The 18,860-nt window shown below is 49.1% G+C and carries 12 protein-coding genes, 1 tRNA gene and 3 pseudogenes; 11 read left to right on the top strand and 5 right to left on the bottom strand.

Features of this window, described 5'->3' with window-relative positions; translation table 11 throughout:
- Positions 1-247 precede the first annotated feature (247 nt).
- Together ACYVHX_RS24835 and ACYVHX_RS24830 are read left to right on the top strand one after the other, a co-directional pair.
- A pseudogene (locus tag ACYVHX_RS24835) lies at positions 248-466 on the top strand (IS3 family transposase); the annotation flags it as partial.
- A 45-nt stretch (positions 467-511) separates the two neighbouring features.
- Positions 512-1,690, top strand: a pseudogene (locus ACYVHX_RS24830) (IS3 family transposase).
- A gap of 114 nt (positions 1,691-1,804) precedes the next feature.
- On the opposite strand, the gene ACYVHX_RS24825 reads toward ACYVHX_RS24830, so the two are convergent.
- Positions 1,805-2,908 carry a WD40/YVTN/BNR-like repeat-containing protein gene (locus ACYVHX_RS24825; RefSeq protein ID WP_460674399.1) on the bottom strand — a complete coding sequence of 368 codons (1,104 nt, stop codon included), beginning with the start codon at positions 2,906-2,908 and terminating at the stop codon, positions 1,805-1,807.
- Between the two features lie 27 nt (positions 2,909-2,935).
- Positions 2,936-3,877: a ligand-binding sensor domain-containing protein gene (locus tag ACYVHX_RS24820; protein ID WP_460674398.1), complete on the bottom strand. Its 942-nt coding sequence runs from the start codon at positions 3,875-3,877 to the stop codon at positions 2,936-2,938.
- Positions 3,878-5,013: 1,136 nt separating this feature from the next.
- Here ACYVHX_RS24820 and ACYVHX_RS24815 point away from each other — a divergent pair.
- From ACYVHX_RS24815 to ACYVHX_RS24805, 3 genes and pseudogenes are all read left to right on the top strand, one after another.
- Positions 5,014-8,544, top strand: a complete 3,531-nt coding sequence (locus ACYVHX_RS24815; RefSeq protein ID WP_460674397.1) for a SusC/RagA family TonB-linked outer membrane protein — start codon at positions 5,014-5,016, stop codon at positions 8,542-8,544.
- Between the two features lie 11 nt (positions 8,545-8,555).
- Positions 8,556-10,175, top strand: coding sequence for a RagB/SusD family nutrient uptake outer membrane protein (locus ACYVHX_RS24810; RefSeq protein WP_460674396.1), 1,620 nt, complete (start codon positions 8,556-8,558; stop codon positions 10,173-10,175).
- A gap of 173 nt (positions 10,176-10,348) precedes the next feature.
- A pseudogene (locus ACYVHX_RS24805) lies at positions 10,349-10,687 on the top strand (transposase); the annotation flags it as partial.
- 183 nt (positions 10,688-10,870) lie between these two features.
- Here ACYVHX_RS24805 and ACYVHX_RS24800 read toward each other — a convergent pair.
- Both ACYVHX_RS24800 and ACYVHX_RS24795 read right to left on the bottom strand, forming a co-directional pair.
- Positions 10,871-10,954, bottom strand: a tRNA-Leu gene (locus ACYVHX_RS24800).
- Positions 10,955-11,071: 117 nt separating this feature from the next.
- Positions 11,072-12,310, bottom strand: a complete 1,239-nt coding sequence (locus ACYVHX_RS24795; protein WP_460674395.1) for an ABC transporter permease — start codon at positions 12,308-12,310, stop codon at positions 11,072-11,074.
- Positions 12,311-12,485: 175 nt separating this feature from the next.
- Here ACYVHX_RS24795 and ACYVHX_RS24790 point away from each other — a divergent pair, with 175 nt between their 5' ends.
- The 6 genes from ACYVHX_RS24790 to ACYVHX_RS24765 all read left to right on the top strand — a co-directional run bounded on the left by ACYVHX_RS24790 (position 12,486) and on the right by ACYVHX_RS24765 (position 18,179).
- Positions 12,486-13,748 carry an asparagine synthetase B gene (locus tag ACYVHX_RS24790; RefSeq protein WP_460674394.1) on the top strand — a complete coding sequence of 421 codons (1,263 nt, stop codon included), beginning with the start codon at positions 12,486-12,488 and terminating at the stop codon, positions 13,746-13,748.
- 347 nt (positions 13,749-14,095) lie between these two features.
- Positions 14,096-14,476, top strand: a complete 381-nt coding sequence (locus tag ACYVHX_RS24785; RefSeq protein WP_460674393.1) for a cupin domain-containing protein — start codon at positions 14,096-14,098, stop codon at positions 14,474-14,476.
- Between the two features lie 129 nt (positions 14,477-14,605).
- Positions 14,606-15,940, top strand: coding sequence for a glycosyltransferase (locus ACYVHX_RS24780; RefSeq protein ID WP_460674392.1), 1,335 nt, complete (start codon positions 14,606-14,608; stop codon positions 15,938-15,940).
- Positions 15,941-15,975: 35 nt separating this feature from the next.
- Positions 15,976-16,503: a hypothetical protein gene (locus ACYVHX_RS24775; RefSeq protein ID WP_460674391.1), complete on the top strand. Its 528-nt coding sequence runs from the start codon at positions 15,976-15,978 to the stop codon at positions 16,501-16,503.
- A gap of 170 nt (positions 16,504-16,673) precedes the next feature.
- Positions 16,674-17,213 (top strand): hypothetical protein, encoded by a 540-nt coding sequence (locus tag ACYVHX_RS24770; protein WP_460674390.1) that lies wholly within the window; start codon positions 16,674-16,676, stop codon positions 17,211-17,213.
- A 12-nt stretch (positions 17,214-17,225) separates the two neighbouring features.
- A complete protein-coding gene (locus ACYVHX_RS24765) occupies positions 17,226-18,179 on the top strand; it encodes a hypothetical protein (protein ID WP_460674389.1) in 954 nt (317 codons plus the stop codon).
- Positions 18,180-18,348: 169 nt separating this feature from the next.
- Here ACYVHX_RS24765 and ACYVHX_RS24760 read toward each other — a convergent pair whose 3' ends face one another.
- Entirely contained in the window at positions 18,349-18,840 is a 492-nt protein-coding gene (locus ACYVHX_RS24760) for a helix-turn-helix transcriptional regulator (RefSeq protein ID WP_460674388.1), read from the bottom strand.
- Positions 18,841-18,860: the final 20 nt, after the last annotated feature.

Here is an 18,860-nt window from a genome sequence, read left to right as displayed (position 1 = left end):
ACAAAATTGGTTAGACTAAAGAGGGACCAGGCGCTATGTCGTCGGATTGAAAAACTGGCTCGGCGTTACAACACTGGTACTTGTTGAAAATCTATAGTCGGTTTCGTAAACAGGGACAGATAGTTAACCATAAAAGAATAAGGAGTTGTACAAAAGTTTGGGCTTGAGTTTGCGGCGGAAAACTAAGAAGCGGCTGACGGATGAGTGTCAGCCGCTGCCCAAAGCGTAGGCTTGTAATGAATGCTGGTCGCTGGATTTCACTTGTGATACATCAATGGGTGGTCGGAAATTTCGGACCCTAAATGTAGTCGATGACTATAATCGGCAAGCACTAGGCATAGAGGTTGACTATTCGCTACCTGCCCTACGAGTAACTCGGTTTCTGAATCAACTGTTGGAACAGTACGGAAAACCAGAACGAATCCGGGGTGACCTTATCCCTGAAAACTGGACACTGAGCAAGTAGAGAAATTCGGGCGATTTTGATAACTTAAACAATCCGAAATCGCTCATGAAAAAGACGAAATTCACCGAAGCACAAATCATTTTTGCACTCCGTCAGGCTGACACGGGGGTGCCAGTTGCAGAAGTTTGTCGGAAGATGGGAGTCAGTGAGGCTACCTACTACAATTGGAAAAAGAAGTACGCTGGTTTAGGGGTTCCAGAACTACGAAAACTTCGGCAGTTGGAGGAGGAAAATCAGAAATTGAAGCAACTTGTAGCTGACCTGAGCTTAGATAAGCAAATGTTACAAGATGTGCTCAAAAAAAAGCTTTAAGGCCAGCCCAGAAGCGGATGCTGGCCGCTAGCTTAATGAGTGATTACCGAGTTCCAACCTTACGCGCCTGCTCGATTGTGCAACTTCAGAGATCTTGTTGCCGGGCGGCCGGTGCCGTATTACAAACCGCACCGGCGTGATGACACGGCTGTCCGTCGTAGGATCAGGGAAATTGCCCAGGTTAGAATTCGTTATGGCTATAAACGGATTCATGTACTGCTGCGCCGGGAAGGCTGGCGGGATAATCACAAACGAGTCCATCGCGTGTATTGTGAAGAAGGTTTGAACCTCCGTAACAAGCGTCCAAAACGAAATAGAGCGGCCTCTCATCGACTCGACAGGCCTAAGCTCTCCACTATTCATGGCACCGGCCACCCGGCAAAGTTGGAGCATGGACTTCGTAGCGGATCAGTTGTTTGACGGCCGGAAAATTCGGGCTTTAACTGTAGTCGATAACTTTAGCCGACAGTGCCTGGCAATCCATGTCGGTCAGTCGCTGAAAGGCGAAGACGTTGTCGCTGTAATGAATCAATTAAAGGTGGTAAATTTAGCCGTACCGAACCGAATACAGGTGGACAATGGTAGCGAGTTTATATCAAAAGCGCTGGATAAATGCGGGGCCGCCCGTGCGGGCGTATGATAACCAGGTAACCTTGGATTTTTCTCGACCCGGGAAACCCACTGATAACCCGTTTATTGACGGGGCTGCCCGCGCAGTCCTTCAACGGGAGTTTTCGCGATGAGTGTTTGAATGCTCATTGGTTCTTGTCCTTAGAAGATGCTCAGGACAAGATCGAAGCTTGGCGACATGAATATAACTCATACCGTCCTCACAGTTCGTTAGGTAATTTGACGCCTGATGAAGTTGGAAAGGGGATAAAAAACAAAGAAAAGGAAAGCCTGATTTTCTAGTTTTGGCTGTCCAAGATTTGGGTCAAGGTCAAAACCAGCCCGATTCTCCAAGTTTGACTGTCCAAGATATGGGCTAAGGTCACAGCATACTTATTATTTCTGAGTTTGGAGTTTTCAACATCCTTTATTGGGTATGATATAGATCACGTTGCCCGAAACAGCTAAATTGAAGCCATACTTTTCTGTAGGAGGAAGTACCAGTTGTTGCCATGTTTTGCCCATGTCAGATGACCGGAATAAACCATCTGAGCGACCACATAGCAAATAGTTACCCATTTGTTTAATTGATAAAATATCCGATGAAGATTGACGTAAGCCTATTCTTTTCAGCAAGAGACTACTCCAGGAAGGCTGAAGGTCTTCATCGATGGCATTCCAGATTTTTCCATTATCCATTGAAATGTGTAGGCTGTTTGTTTGGGTTGTTGGGTTGTTTACTATAGCCGCAAATCCTCCATCAATCCGTTCCACAGCGATGCCAGCACCCTCTTCACTGATTACACGATCCCAGTTTTGACCATCATCGGTGGATCTTACTATTCCCTCTCTGTAGGTAGCCAAAAGGACACCGTTTGACTCTACCAATTTCATATCCCCGCCCCCAACATGCACTTGTTTCCAGGTTTTTCCCTGGTTCGTTGATCTAAAAAGGCTGTTGCTGGAAATGATGAAAACTGTGCCTCCGGCCGTTTCAAAAACGGTGCGTACAAATTTTACTTTATAATTCGTGTAATAATAATCTATCGTTCCGTTTAGGCGTACGGCTTGCTCTTGAAAATCCTTATATACGGGTGACCAATCACTCGATCCGTTTATTTTCTGTAAAAATTGACCCTTGAAATCATAGGCAAATATCCCATTCTTGCCAGGGACAATGTTGCGTTGATTACCAGGGAAGATCTCTTTTGTCCAAAAAGGGGTTGTGGAATTTGGCTCACGGTGATAAATCCCATTTCCGGTACGTAAATAGAGCCCACGGTCATTTGCAATGAAACCATCTCTCGGTACACCTGCTCTCTGCAAATTTTCAGGCAGCCCTTTGCTAATGTCCTGCCAGGTTTGTCCACCATCCGTAGATTTAAAAATGATGTTGACAATCCCCGCTGAATTGCCCTTTTTCATTGGTTTCCTTTTTGCTTCCTTTTCTTTTAGCACAAAAGAATTTAGGAGAAATAATACCGGGAGGACAGCCGGAATAAACACAACTAATTTTTTCATTTTATTTAAGTTTAAAGTAAAACCATATTAATTAGTAATGAGCAGAAAGTAGCAGGTGGGGCAATACACCTTATTTCTGATCCTCTTTCCTTCTAAAGTCCGTAATGGTTTTCCATTATAACGAAACACCCCACTTGTAGACCCCATAGCGCCAAACCAAATACTTCTATCGTTCGCTTCCTGAATCCCACAAAGCATTCCCGGTCCTTCTATTGACATTATTTCGGTTACAGTTGGCTTCTCATTGTACAACGATTGTTGATCGTACCGTGAAAGTGCCCAGACCTTTCCATTAGGAGGATGTACACTACCCGTAGTCCAGATGTTACCTTTTTTATCTTCGATCATCGCTGAAGCACCTCTCTTCGATACCAGTGTATAGGTGCTGCCGTCATAGCGCCAAAGACCATCATTGTCACCGAGCCAAATAGTGCCTTTTTTATCTTCGATGATCGACCAAACGTTGTTAAAGGCTTTACCATCTTTATTTCTGAAAACCGTAAATGTCTTTCCATCATAAAAACAGGGCTCACCCCTTGTGCCAAACCATAGTTTCCCGGTTTTGTCTTCCATGATGGTAGTAAGACCATTATTGGAAAGTCCGTCTTTTGTTGTAAAATTTCGAAAAGATCGCCCACCTGCCCGGCTGGGATTGTAACGGCTTACTCCCTCTCCGGTGCCGAACCAAATAATGCCGGCTCTATCTTCATAAATTTTACAAACAAAATTATTGGCAAGTCCTTCCCTGGTTGTAAAATGTTGAAAGGATTTTCCATTGTAATAATAAACCCCTGAATCCCTGGTAGCGAACCAAAGATTTCCTTTTCGGTCTTCCAGGACATCCCAGAAGCTGGGCAAACTTATTTTACTGGTGAGATTGGTGAACGATTTTCCGTCGTATCGAAAAATACCCTTCCATGAGGCAATCAAAATATTTCCGTTTCTATCTTGCTTTACATTCCGAACCATGGTGTTAGGCCCATAGGAAGTGACTATGTCTTTGGTTTCGGACTTGTTAGTATCTTTAGGTGAGTTTGTTTGGATTTGACCACAGGAAGTGAGAAAAACAGACAGTAAGAATAAAGCATATACGTGGGGTAGTTCATCCTTTTTCCTTTTTGATACCAACGACTTTCAACAAACCTACCAGTCTTTTTGCTGAGATGTGTTGGAGGTTAGTAAAAGAATGTAAACGAAACGTAAAAGTTGCTTTTACTGGCTGCTGTGGATTTTTTGCCTAAGCAGGCTGGGCATATTATACAAAAATGTTACCTATACAAGGGTCTCGCAAAAACGCTCCCAGCATATGACGGAAATGCATTATTTGTCCAGGCTAATTTTATCCAACCTACAGACGTAGCGGGTAAGAATTCAGTCCTGAAAGACTTAAATTGGTTAAATATTCTGCTAAAAAAGCTACTCAAAAACAATTATTCTTTTTGGTCAGCGGTATTTGATATAGATTATATTTCAAGCTGAGTAGCAATTAATAATTGAAATGAAGTAGTGGCTGTAGTGTTAGGGTTCTTTTCAAGGAAAATGAGGAAGTGAAAATCAAAACACATTTAAGTTGATGATTCGTACCAGCTTATACTTAATCGTACTGCTGCGAGTTGTCCGAATAGGCACGAGTTTGTTGACGGTTACTTAATGTTATATCTTCACCGGTTTTAGTAACACATCAAAAACCGCAATTCCTCCTTATAGAAGAGATTATTAATCTATAATTAGGACTTCTTCCGAAAGAAGGGAGAAGCTTTTATCCATCATTTTATCTTCTTCCTGAATCGCTACCCGTAGTTGAGCTAAATTGATAAAGACCGCTTGGGCGGCCCCATTGGTTCCTCAAGCTACGCATTTGATACCTCCAGACCAATTCTACCGCTCGGGCGGCCCGGCGGATTAAGTTCCGGACTATCGCCCATCCAAAGTAAAAGCTGTTCAGAAAACCTGGCTTTATCTTAAAATTGCAAAAAAATAATAAATTTTTGGATACTCTAGGTAAGGAGAAGTTTCTTCTCACTTGCTTTTGCAACATGTAAATACCATTATTCTTACACCAATTATTTTACCATTTTATTATTCACTTTTTTTCTCATTCACGTATGCTCAAAATCATTACGATCAAAAGAAAAGGATCCTTACTCATTCTGTGCAACCTGCTTTTTAGTCTAAGCCTTTATGCACAGGTGAGGGTTTCGGGTAAGGTAACCGATGCTTCAGGGGCCACGTTGCCCGGGGTGAGTGTGATCGTTAAAGAGACAACGATCGGCACTGTCACCAATTCCGATGGAATTTTTACCATCCCAAATGTTCCTAATGCAAATTCCACCCTGGTATTCTCCTTTATCGGATACACCACCCAGGAAACCGTTGTGGGCAACAGGAAAACTATTGACATTAATCTGGCTGCGGCAGACAATCAGCTTAGCGAAGTAGTCGTGATCGGGTACGGTACCGCCAAGCGAAGCACGCTTACTGGTGCGGTATCACAGGTTGATTCTAAAGTCATTTCTGTGCAGGCAAACTCCACGGTTACCAGAGCCCTTGAAGGTGTGGTCCCCGGGATTCAGGTCTCTTCCATTGATGGACAGCCTGGTCTGGACATGGGTATTCGTTTACGCGGAGCGGGCTCTACCAGCCAGAACAGCTCCAATGCCCTGATCGTGATCGATGGTGTGCCCACTGAATACCCCAATGCACTGTCTTCCATCAATCCGAAGGACATTGAAAGCATCAGCGTGCTGAAAGATGCCGCTTCCACTGCCGTTTACGGTTCGCGAGGAGCAAATGGGGTTGTGCTGGTGACGACTAAAAGAGGAACAAAAGGGAAACCGAATATTTCGGTACAAACTCGGGCTGGATTCAATTATCTGGGTGGATTGCGGTTTGATCTCATTGATAATGCCAAAGACATTTATGAACATGCCTGGCTGGCCATCTACAACTCCGCACGTTACGGTGTGAACGGCGGATCATCTACCGACGGTAAATTCACGACGAATGTGGCCAATCCAAACATGTCTCATGAAGCGGCCGGTTTGTTTGCCAGTTCTCATTTATTCGATTACACGGGATCAAAGACAAACTTTGCCATGAACCTATTGGGGAACTACATGGCCTATGATGTGCCGGGCGCCGTGTATACCACCACCGGTAGCGGAGCCAATGCCAGTGCGACCATGTCGGGTGCGTACCTGATTGACCCTACTACGGGCAAGTTAAATCCGGATGCAAGACCACTTTGGGAAGCCGGATCGTACAAGGATTACTTTTTCGAAAAAATGTTCCGTCAGGAGCATACTGTATCGGCCAGCGGTGGCTCCGATAAAATGGATTACTTTGTTTCTTTGGGTTTGCTGGAAGATCCTTCTTATATCAGAGGGTCGACCTTTAAGCGTTACAACGCACGGACAAATATTAATGCGCAACTCACCAGCTGGCTGAAAGTAGGAACAAATCTGGGTTACAGTATGCGGAATACCCAATCGCCGGCTACCCGTTTCGGACGTAACCCCGGAACCGTGCAGCAAAACGCGTTCCGGTGGGTGAATGGACAGAATCAACTCGTACCGTTGTTCGCCAGAGACCTTCAGGGAAATATCCGTAAAAATCCGAACGGCACCGACATGGTATCTGATAATGCGAATGATACCTATTCGCCCCTTGGCGTTCAGCCCGGTACGTTCCCGAACGGAACCACCAGCCAACCGCTTTACGCTACCAACCTGATCGACCTGTTGGATAAAGACATCGATCGTAGGGAATCGCACGATTTGAACCTTAAAGGGTATTTTACGGTGAATTTCCTCAAGAATTTCAGCTTTACCAACAACATTTCGTATGACCGCTTTACGGAAGAGCGGACGCGTTATGGTACGCCTGAGACGGGAGCGGTAGTAGGGATAGGTGCGATTGGTAAGTATTATACGAACACCGGCGTTTTCAACACGCAGCAGCTGCTTAACTGGGGTCAGGAATTTGGTCGCCACTCCGTTACGGCATTGGCTGCCCATGAATTCTACCAATTTAAAAGTGATCTGGTGAACTTTGCCTCCGCGTATTCGCTGATCAATGGGTTTACCGGCGCAGGTAACTTCACCAGCCGGTACAATACAGCGGGCGCACCGTTCGGTGTTCCGGGTTATGGTGGAGACATCACGACCATGGATAGCTATTTTGGCCGGGCGGTGTACAACTATGACGACAAGTATTTTGTGGAAGGCTCGCTGCGCAGAGACGGTTCGTCTAAATTCCGATTCAACGAGAATCGCTGGGGCACATTCTGGTCTGTTGGTGGAGGATGGCGTATTTCTCAGGAAAAATTCATGCAGGGATCCAGCAAAATCATCAACGATTTGAAACTACGGGCCAGCTATGGAGTTATCGGTAACCAGAGCGGTATCGGCAACTATTCGGGTTATCAGACCTGGAGCTACGGTGCGGTTTACACAAGCTCAACGGCTGGAGCAGGTATTCCTGCAACGTACACCCTTCAGCAAGGTGCTGCCGTAAATGATAAATTAACCTGGGAAAACACGCATACCTTTGATGCCGGTATCGATTTCACCCTTTTAAACAGGAGATTGAGTGGAACCATCGATGTATACAACAAGAAGACGGTAAACTCCGTGTTTGCACAGCCTCTTGCCGCTTCAATGGGACAAGCTTCACTCACCCTGAACAACGCTGAAATTGTCAACCGCGGTGTGGAAATTGCCCTGGACATCAAACTCATCCAAAACAAAAATATCAACTGGAGCATCGGATTGAATGGTACCCACTACCGCACCATTCTGACTAAATTTCCCAAAAGTGTAGGTTCGCCATCACTGGGCGGAAACTTTACAGGCTTCATCGATGGATGGGGAATTGCCAATGGCGGTGCTAACACTGCCGGCCAGATCATGTACCTGCGGGGTGAAAATAAGGATTACTACAACCTTTATCTCTACAAGTATGCGGGAGTGGATCAGAGCACAGGCTTGCCCTTGTTCCATCACACCGTTACGCAGGAAGACCAGGATGCAGGACGCTTTAAGGACAGCAGAGTGGGAGAAATTGTTAGCACCACTAATTACACGCTGGCCAACCGGTATGAAATGGGTAGTGCGATTCCCAAAATTATTGGCGGCTTTTCTACAAGCTTTCAATATAAAGGTTTCGACTTCACCGCTATCTTGGCCTACCAGCTGGGGGGGAAATTCCTGAGTGTGGAATATGCCAACCACCTGTACCGATCGGGGAACATAGGGAACGCATTATCGAAAGAAGTATTGGGAAATACCTGGACACCTGAGAACAGAGACGCCAAATTCCCGATGGCATTTTATGGGGATACGTTCTATACGGGCGGTTCAACCTTTGGGCCATGGCAATATACAGATCAGGCTTTATTCAGCGCTTCTTATCTGAATATCAAAAACCTCTCCTTGGGTTATACGCTTAGTGGCCCCATCCTGGACAGGTTGAAAACAAAAAGTGTACGGGTGTATGCATCCGGCGACAACCTGGCGATGTTGACGGCTCACTCAGGTATCGATCCGCGGATGTCGCTGGTCGGTGGAATGGAAGTAGGGGCCGCCGTGTATCTGCCTATGAGCACCTTTTCGGTGGGTATTAATTTAAACTTTTAATTAGTCGAAAGATGCGTATTCTCAATAAATATATAACGGGTTTGGCAGTTTCGGGTATGCTGCTATTTTCTGGGTGTGCCGATAAGCTGGAAGTGGAACCGCCACACAGCATTACCGACAAGCAAATAGCCGAACTTCTAGCATCGGGTGACGAGGCCAAGATCCGGATCGTCATGGGTGGTATGGCCAACGCCATGCCCCTGCTGTTCAACAACGCAGGTGCCACAGGTGCGGGCGTTGCGGACATGTATTATTCCACTCAAGGCCTGGATGTCAATCGCTCCATTGAAGGAAATGATATCATTCTGGGTGATCAGGAAGGGCTGAACGTACTCTCCGGTTCAATCGAATATCAGCTTGGTGACTTCATTGGAACTGCCAACGCAAAGAATGGTAATTACTGGAGGTATGGCTGGTTTTGTATTACCACTGCAAACCAGATGCTCAATTATCTTCCGGATGAAACCGTGGCCGGCAACAACTTTCTGAAGGAATGCAAAGCCAGAGGATTGTTTGCCAGAGCCTATGGGTACAACTACCTGATGGAAAATTATCAGAACGCCTTCCTGCAGGGCGGAAAGGACAAACTTGGCCTTCCTTTGTATGACCGGTTTCAACCCACTCAGGAAAACAAGCCTCGTTCATCCGCTGTAGAAACGTATGCCTTTATCAAAAACGACCTGAACCGTGCCATTGCCTTGTTCAAAGAGGCTGGGATTGGCTATACGGCTGATATAACGGATATCGATCTGGCTGTGGCCAATTTTCTGCTGGCACGTGTATCGATATGGACTGGGGACTGGGCTACTGCGATCAGTGCGTGTAATGAGATTCTGGCAAAGTATCCGACGCTTCTGAGTCAGGCGCAGTACGGAGGTAAGAACATAGGCACCGCAGCAGCTCCCGAAATAAGGCCGGAAACCAATGGCTTTCTCAATAATACGCAAAATCCGGAGGTCATTTTAGGTTTCCCGCTTGGTGCTGCTAATACTTACTTTACCGCTTACATGAATCCCTTCGGTAGAGGTAACGGAGGGCTGGAAAGAGCTTACAAGAGGATTGATAACCGACTGTATGAAAAAATCGCACCCAATGATTTCCGTAAAGATGCATTTTCGCTGGAACCCATTGGCAACTACACCTATCCGCCAAACAACACGGTTGCCTTTATTCCTTCGTATACTAACCTAAAATTCGCAGCTACCCACGGATTGAACAGCAACAACAAAATTGATGTAGGCGCTTCAACGGCGTTTTACATGCGTTCTTCGGAAGTACTGCTTATGAAGGCTGAAGCTGAAGCGATGTCGCCAGCCACAGAAGCTGCTGCCAAAGCAACGCTCGACCGGCTGTTGGCTGCCCGTACCAAAACAGGAGTGACACCGCTAACTACGGCTACTTATCCTGCGATGCAGGGGCTCACTACTTTACAAATGGTGCAGCTACAAACCCGCATCGAACTTTGGGGTGAAGGCGGCCGCGAGTTCTACAACAACAAGCGCTGGAATATCCCTGTGGACAGAGCCAGCTCTGCCAACCATGTTACCAAGTCCAGTTTACCGGTAGCCAATATGACCCTTCAGATTCCCGAAGATGAAATTTTGTACAACCCGTTGGCTGTGCAGAATTAATCAATTTTTGAAGGTAAGAAAGAGAGGTGTTCCGCAATGGGCACCTCTCTTTTTTTGTTCTTTGCAAACTATTGAAACCCATAGGAAGTATACATCGTCAAATGAAAGTTGATAGAAGAGATGAAAATGGGAAAGACAATTATCTAAATTCTCTTTCCCAAACTACCTTATTTATGTCCAAATCGGTCAAATCCCAATCAAAACGTACAGCTACTAATCCTTCGGCTGAACGCAAACCTGCCCAATTCATTATTAAAGACATCCAGCCGCACCGGCACCGGGTCAAACCCGACGCCAATACACCACTGAAGAAAAGATTCGCATCGTCCTGGAAGTTTTGCAAGGTGAACAGTCAGTCGCTGAAATCTACCGACGAGAAGGACTCAATACCACCATCAACCACCGCCAGATTGGTCCGCCGAAGCTGAATCGAATTTTTGGAAGCCGGTAAAAAGCGATTGGCAGGTGATACCACTCGCGAAGCTACCGCGCCCGAAGGGCAATCCATCAAGTCCAAGAATGAGTTCTCATATAACTAGTGGCTGAATTGAGCCTGGAGAATGGTTATTAAAAATGTCTCAATGCCGACGACTAATCGTTACTATCTGTAATAATTTGTTTAAGCAATGTTACAGCAGTAAAACAAAAACACCTTGCAAATCACTGAAAATCAGATCTTTGTAAGGTGTTAAATGTACCGGGAGCCGGACTCGAACCGGCATGCCCTTGCAGACATTGGTGTTTGAGACCAACGCGTCTACCGATTCCGCCATCCCGGCATTCCTACGGCGCGTCGCTCAGCGAACGTGGGTGCAAAAGTAACCATGTCGAACGGTTTTGCAAGTCGTCCGGGCGAAAAAACCGCATTTTAGGAGAAATTCATTTACAAAACCGCCTTATTCGTAGCGCAAGGCTTCGATCGGGTCGAGTCGGGAGGCTTTGAACGCCGGATAAATTCCCGAAAATAAACCGACGGTCACGCAAACCAGGATTCCAATCGCCATCCAGAACCAGGGAACCACAAAAACCCCGTTGCCCTGACTGACAATCGACGAAATCAGGTTGCCGATCCCAATTCCCAACAAAATACCGCCCAGTCCGCCCATGATGCAGATGACAATGGCCTCAATCAGGAATTGTTCCCGAATCCGCTTCGGCGTCGCCCCCAGCGATTTTCGGATGCCAATTTCGCGGGTCCGCTCCGTGACCGACACCAGCATGATGTTCATCAGCGCGATGGATGCGCCCAGTAACGTAATGAAACCGATGCCAAAACCGCCAATCCGGAGGTAGCTGGTGATGTTTTCGAAGTCCTTGGCAAGTTCGTCAGCGCGCTTGATTTCAAACGAATCGGGCCGCCCCAACGGATCGCGCCGAATCTGCCGCATCAGTCCCCGGGCTTCGTCGACGGCGGTTTCGGCATCGCCCATGTTCGGAACGGAACCCGTAATGTCAAACGTCAGCGTCCGGTTGGCGGCCATCGCCCGCGCATTTTCCAGCGGTACCAGCACCATCCGATCATCGCTCCCTCCCGAAAAACCGCCTTTCTTGTCCAGGATGCCGATCACCTTGTATTTCCCACCCAGGACGTTGATTTCCTTGTTCAGCGGATTCTGGTTGCGGTCGAACAGGGTTTTGGCAACTTCGCTGCCGATGATGGTAACGTTGAGCGAATTTTCCAGATCGACCGCGGAAAAATTCCGACCGGATTGCAACTTCATGGCTTTGATTCCCAGAAAATTGTCATCGACACCCGTCAACTGAACGTTCGGATTGGTTTTTTTTGATCCGTATTTCAATTGCGCAGCGCCCGTCACGGCGGCATAGACCGAAATATTTTCACCCTGCTGAAACCGCCTTTTAAACGTCATGGCCTGGTGGTAATCGATGGGAGGTACGCGCTTTTCGGAACGGCCGCCAAACCGCCGGTACATTTGAGGCCCCTGAATATCAAAGGTATTGGCCCCCAGCCCCGCAAAACTGCTGTCGACCGAACTCTGCAAACCGTCGATGGCCGTCAGAATTCCTACCAGCGACGTGATGCCAATGGCAATAATGAGCGAAGTCAGAATGGTTCGCAGCCGGTTGGAAATGATGGAACGAATCCCTTCGCGAATATTTTCGAGCAGATTCATAGGTTTTGGGGTTATAAAAGCAGGAAAACCGGAAAAAGGCGGAATGGAACGATTTTACGTCGTTCTTTTAGCCCTGATTCCCCTTTCCTACCAAACGATTAGCATAAAAATTGCTTATCTTCGTTGAACTTCAGTAGAGACAAAGCTACTGAAAACAGCTAAAAAAAGATTACCGATGAAAAGGCTGCTATTACCGCTCATCCTGATTTTGGCATTAACGACTCCGGTCTGGGCGTCGAAAATCCTGATTCCGATGGATGAAAATCAGAAGAATCACCTGAAAGCATACGGTATCGCCTACTGGGTGTTGCGCCAATACGACACCGAAGTGGACTGGCTGCTCAATTACCGGGGTGGTAGCTTTATGGTGCCGCACAACCAGCGGTTTGTCAATGAAATGGTGATCCGGGGCGTCAGTTACGAAGTAATTTCCGACGCACAGGGCGGCCAGATTCTGGCGGAAGTGGCCTCGCCCGACGCCAACATGGACGCCGTTAAATTACAGAAAGCCCCTAAAGTGGCCGTTTACTCCCCCAAAACCAAGCAGCCGTGGGATGATGCCGTCACGCTGGTGATGAGCTACGCCGAAATTCCGTACGAGACGGTTTTTGACGAAGACGTGATGGATGGGAAACTGGCTCAGTACGACTGGCTGCACCTGCACCACGAAGATTTTACCGGGCAATACGGCAAGTTTTTCCAGTTTCGCGACCAGCCCTGGTACCAGGCACAAAAACGGGAAGCCGAACTGATTGCCAAGAAATACGGCGTGAGCAAGGTGTCGGAACTGAAACGCAGCGTGGTTCAGAAAATCCGCGATTACTGCCTCGGCGGTGGTTATATGTTCGCCATGTGCAATGCAACCGATACGTACGACATTGCGCTGGCTACGCAAAAAACCGACATTGCCGAATCCATTTACGACGGCGATCCCGCCGATCCGGCGGCCAACAGCAAACTCGACTACAGCCAGACGCTGGCTTTCCGGAATTTTCAGGTTTACATCAATCCGTACCAGATTGAGTTTTCCAACATCGACAACCAGCCCGAAGAACGCGGCCTGATCGAACAAAACGATTATTTTACGCTGTTTCAGTTTTCGGCCAAATGGGATCCCATCCCGACCATGCTGACACAAAATCACCTGAACATCATTAAAGGGTTCATGGGACAGACGACGGCCTTCAAAAAAGGACTGATTAAACCGGAGGTGGTGGTGCTGGCCGAAAACCGGGCCGCCAACGAAGCCCGCTACATCCACGCGCCCTACGGCAAGGGCTTTTTCACGTTCTACGGCGGCCACGATCCGGAAGATTACCGGCACGAGATCAACGAAGAACCAACCGATTTGAACCTGCACCCCAACTCAGCCGGTTATCGCCTGATTCTGAACAACATCCTGTTTCCGGCGGCCAAGAAAAAGAAGCAGAAAACCTAGTCGTTTTGCCTTTGAAGGGCCAGCTGGCCTAGACAATCCTGTTAAAATACGGTTTTAAACACCAGAGGAGCGTTCGATCAGAACGCTCCTCTGGTGTTTACGGGGAACTCAACCTCGAATCAATCCAGAAGACCAGATTCTTCCGGAGCCGGTTTTTCCCTGCTTTCCAAACCGGGCCGCCATTTGCGGGACAGGTTCAGCCCGAAAAGTTTCCAGTTCATCACCCAAAGTTTCATGTTCATTCAGCATTCCCTTCCTCGAATCGGGCCAAAGCAGGACCTTTGAAACCGGAAGCTACGGCTTTCCATCGTCTGTAAACAACAATCCGACCCGCACCGCGGAAACTTATGAACAATTTTGCCACCCAACAGGCCACGCTCAACCTGTCCCACGTCGCCATCCGCGAAGCGGACCTCGATCTAGCCGCTACCTGCGGCATCAAATACTGGTTTTTGCCGAGCCTGCCGCACTCCAAAATTGATACCGGCGTGGTCTGGCTGGCCGCCGGAGCCTGCGGAACGGCCCTGCACACGCATTCCGACGAAGAAGAATATTTTTCGGTCGAATACGGCGAACTGGAAATTTTTGTCGGCGACCGCTGGATCCGGCTGACGGCCGGGCAATCGCTGACCGTAGCACCCGGCATTCGGCACACCCTGCGCAATCAATCCGGCCATTCGTGCCTGTATTATTACTGCATTTCACCCCAGTATGCTTCCGTAATCTGATGCCGTTTTCCGGTTTTTCGGCGGTTTCCAGTTCCGAACGACAAGCGGGAATCCGGCCGGATTTACCCTACCTTACAGTTTGAACCGGTGGCGTTCCGTACCGGATCCTTCTTCATCAACCAACACATCATGAACGCTAAAAAGATTCTTTTCGCCACCATTCCGGCCGACGGCCATTTCAACCCGCTGACGGGCATCGCCAAGCATTTGCAGTCGCTGGGCCACGACGTTCGCTGGTATACCGGTGGTCCCTATTTGGCCAAAGCTGAAAAAATCGGCATCCCGGTTTTTCCGTTCAAAACCGCCAAAGTGGTTAACCAGGAAAATCTGGAAGACTTGTTTCCGGAACGAAAAAAAATCAAAGGCACGATTTCCCGGCTGCGGTTCGACATGAACAACGTTTTCCTGTACCGGGCACCCGAATTCGTCGCCGACATCACCGGGATTTACCAGGAATTTGCGTTCGATCTGCTGGTTTGCGACACACTCTTTTCAGCCGGACCCTTCATCAAACAACTGCTGAACGTGCCGGTGGTCGGGATTGGGATAGTTCCGTTAACGGAATCATCGAACGACCTGCCCCCGGCCGGCATGGGCCTTACCCCCGCGCACGGTTTCTGGGGAAAGCGCAGGCAGGACGTGCTCCGCTACCTGACCAAAAACGTGCTCCTGAAACCGTGTACAGACCTGTATAACAAGCTTTTGCAACAGCATGGTCTGATCCCCACCAACGATTTCTTTTTTGATGCCCTGATTCGGAGCACCGATCTTTATCTCCAGAGTGGCGTACCCGGTTTTGAATACGCCCGGAAAGACCTGGGAAAAAACATCCGGTTTGTGGGTCCGCTCCTGCCCTACCGCACCGGCAGCCGGTCCACGTTCACGCAGTACGATAAACTAAAGAGCTACTGTAACGTCGTTCTGGTAACGCAGGGCACCGTCGAGCGCGACCCGGAAAAAATAATCGTTCCGACGCTCGAAGCCTTTAAAAGTTCGGATACGCTCGTGATTGCCACCACGGGGGGTTCGCAGACGGCCGAACTTCGGGCCCGGTTTCCGCACGACAACCTGATCATCGAAGATTTTATCGACTTCAACGAAATCATGCCGCACTGCGACGTGTACGTCACCAACGGCGGCTACGGCGGGGTGATGCTCGGTATTCAGAACGGCCTCCCGATGGTGGCTGCGGGCGTTCACGAAGGGAAAAGTGAGATCACGGCCCGGATTGGGTACTTCAAACTAGGGATCAACCTGAAAACCGAAACCCCCACCCCCGAGCAGATTCGTACGCAGGTAAAAACCGTCCTCAGCGATGCCAGCTACCGCCAGAACGTGGCGCGGCTCCGTGCGGAATTTGCGACCTACCACCCTAATGCGCTGTGCGAAAAGTACATCAATGACGTGCTGGGCGAATTGAGGCCCCACTCCCAAAGTCATCCCCGGCGAACCACGCCGGCCTAGCTTTTCCGTTTAGTATCCATTAAATCGATCCACACATGAAAAAGGTGACCTTATTGTTTATTGGGTCGGTAGCGACCGCTTTGCTGTTTAGTTTCACCAGTTGCACGAACGAGCAAGACGATGCGCTGGGTCCGGGCGGTTTTGTACCCGCCCGGCTGACCGGAAAATGGCTGCACGGCAATTTTGCGATGGCCAACTTCTGGGGCTACGACGGCAGCTACCAGGGCAATCCGTTTGAGCAGTCCGTGGCGTTCCAGTTCACGGAAAGCGGCCATTTTGAAATGTTCTACATCGGCGTTGCCAACGACTACGGCTGCCGCTCCGAATCGTTCAGTTTTTATAAGGGGAAAGTCGATTTTAACGAACAGGCTCAAACCTTTACCATCACCCCCACCGAGGGATCGTTTCGCGGTTTTTACAGCTGCGCGTCCAACCGGAATTTCAACCGGAAAGCCACGGCCGAGGAGCTGCAGAAACAAATCCAAACGTTTAAATACGGTTTTACGGAAGACGGCAAATGGCTGATGATCGGGGGCAGCTCCTTCAAAAGCACGAATTGGTAAGAAAAACCGCCTTTCAGGCGAAAACCGGAATGTGTTAGCGGTCGGGAAGTGTCGTCAAATGCGCGATTTCTGCGTAAAATGACACTTCCCGCGTCGTTTTCTGCCGCTACCTTTGTAACAGAAACCGGTCCTCAAAACCGGTGGGACCAAACAACAAATACGAAAAACACATGAAAAAGTTAACCTTACTCACGATTCTGGCGTGGCTGCTTGCCGTCGCCCTCATGCCTGCCGCCAAAGCGCAAACCGTCGAAAAAGGCGACAAATTTCTGAATGCCGGGGTCGGTCTGGGCACCTACACCTACCGGGGATTGCCCATCGGCGCATCCTTTGAATATACGGTGAAAGATAACATTTCGGTCGGTGGCTCGTTCGACTTCGCCCGCTACGGCTACAACAGCGGGGGCTACCGCTGGAATTATACGTTTCTATTTTTCACGGCCCGGGGCACCTACCACTTTGGGGAAATTCTGAACATCAGCGACGATAAATTTGATCCCTATGCCGGTATTTCGGTCGGCCTGCGGACCTCTTCCTACAGCGATACCTACGGTTCGGCCCGCGATTACTACAGCCCCTACGGCAACTCCCTCTTTTTGGGTCTGCACGTTGGTTCGCGGTACATGTTCTCGGAGAAATTTGGCGGTTTTGGTGAAATCGGATACGGCGTTGCCGTGCTGCGCCTGGGTTTGACCGCCAAATTCAAATAAGCCGGTCTGACCATGAAAAAGAATGTTCTTGTCATAGCCTTCACCGTCGTGGCCGGTGGGTGGTGGATTGCCGCCCGTCCCGGCGACATCGTAACCGACCTGGGACTGACCCCCGAACAGGTTCACGAAACCGTCTTTTCAAACGTTACAACGGATCAGCTGGTGGTTGAGTATACCGGTAAAGTCCGGCAGCTCGCCAAAAAAATCCCCGACAATTCGCGGGTGGCGGCTGTTCAGGCCCTGGGTGCCGTCGTCAGGTCGTATGCCGGATCGGGCGATTTCAAAAACCGGTATCAGGACTGGCTGAAAAACAAGTACAATGTCAGCGATGCGCAGACCCGGGAAGCCGCCCAAACCCAGGCCACGTCGATGAACGATGTCAAATCGGCTTACAATCAGCAGGCTGCGATGATTCAGAGCACGTATAGCCAGATGCCCCCCGCTACGCTGGCGATGATGATTCAAAGCCAGATCCAGATGGTGCAGGCGGATCTCGCAACCGCCGAAGGGGCCGAAAAAACCGTCAAAACCAAAGAACTGGCCGAACTGAAACGCTTGCAGGCGCTGTCGAAAACAAAACCGGAAGAGTTCAAAAAACAGTACATTGCCAGCTTCGACAAGATGCTCCAGAACCAGATGGCGCAGCAGATGAGCAAAGAGGAAGATAATCTGGAAAAATCGCAGCAGGATGCCAAAGCCTACCAGAAACGCCTGGCCGACTACAAAACCGCATCCAACCTGAATGCCGTGCTGAAACAACGCCTGAACGATTTTATCGCCCTGGCCGGTTCGGTTGATTTTGACGCCCAGCTTACCCGGCAAGGCTCCAAAACCGAGTTTGTCAATCCCCAGTACCGCAACAAACCCGGCCCCTGGAAGCTGTTGTTCCGCATGGGCAAAGAGCCGGTTTGGGCCGCCCGCACGTTTGCCCAGAACTGGGTGAAAGACCTGGAAGCCAAGCGATAACACCCCCTCAAAAGCAGAAAAACCGCTGGAGACTCAGCGGTTTTTCTGCTTTTTCCTCAACCCCGCCAGGGGTTGACTATGGATATTCCCGGATGCAATCCGGGGCTGCGTACCCCTCCCCGAGGTGCGGGGTACGCAGCCCCAAACACCGGTCACAACGGAGCGACCCCTAACAAGTCGCCAACTGATACGCTTTCGGGTTGTGGCCGGTCCATTTCTTGAAAGCCCGGCGGAACGAACTTGGTTCATCATAGCCCATGACACACGCAATTTCGTTGATGTTGTGCTGGTTGGTGCGAATCAGCCGCAGGGCAATGTCGCGCCGGGCGTAGTCAATAATTTCCCGGAAGGTCACGTCTTCGGCCTGTAACCGGCGTTGCAGCGACCGCACCGACAACCCCAGTTCATCGGCGATATCTTCGATCTGGGCGGACTGCTGGTTGTCGAGCCGACGCAGCACAATGGCGCGGGATTGTTCGGCCAGCGGTTGGGTTTGCTGATACCCGGTACCGTATTCCATCGCCTGACAAACGTAGTCGAAAACCGCACCGGGATCAATGCCCATTCGGTGGCAGATGGCTTCAACGTGGTCTTTGTTGCCATTCAGAGCAACGTTCAGAATGGACTTTAACGAGTGAAACGGTGTCGGTCGCGGGTTCATGTCAATAAACAGAGTGGCGG

This window comes from Larkinella ripae, assembly GCF_054780775.1.
The sequence above is the reverse complement of the archived record's forward strand: the minus strand, read 5'-3'. Positions and strand labels throughout refer to the sequence as shown.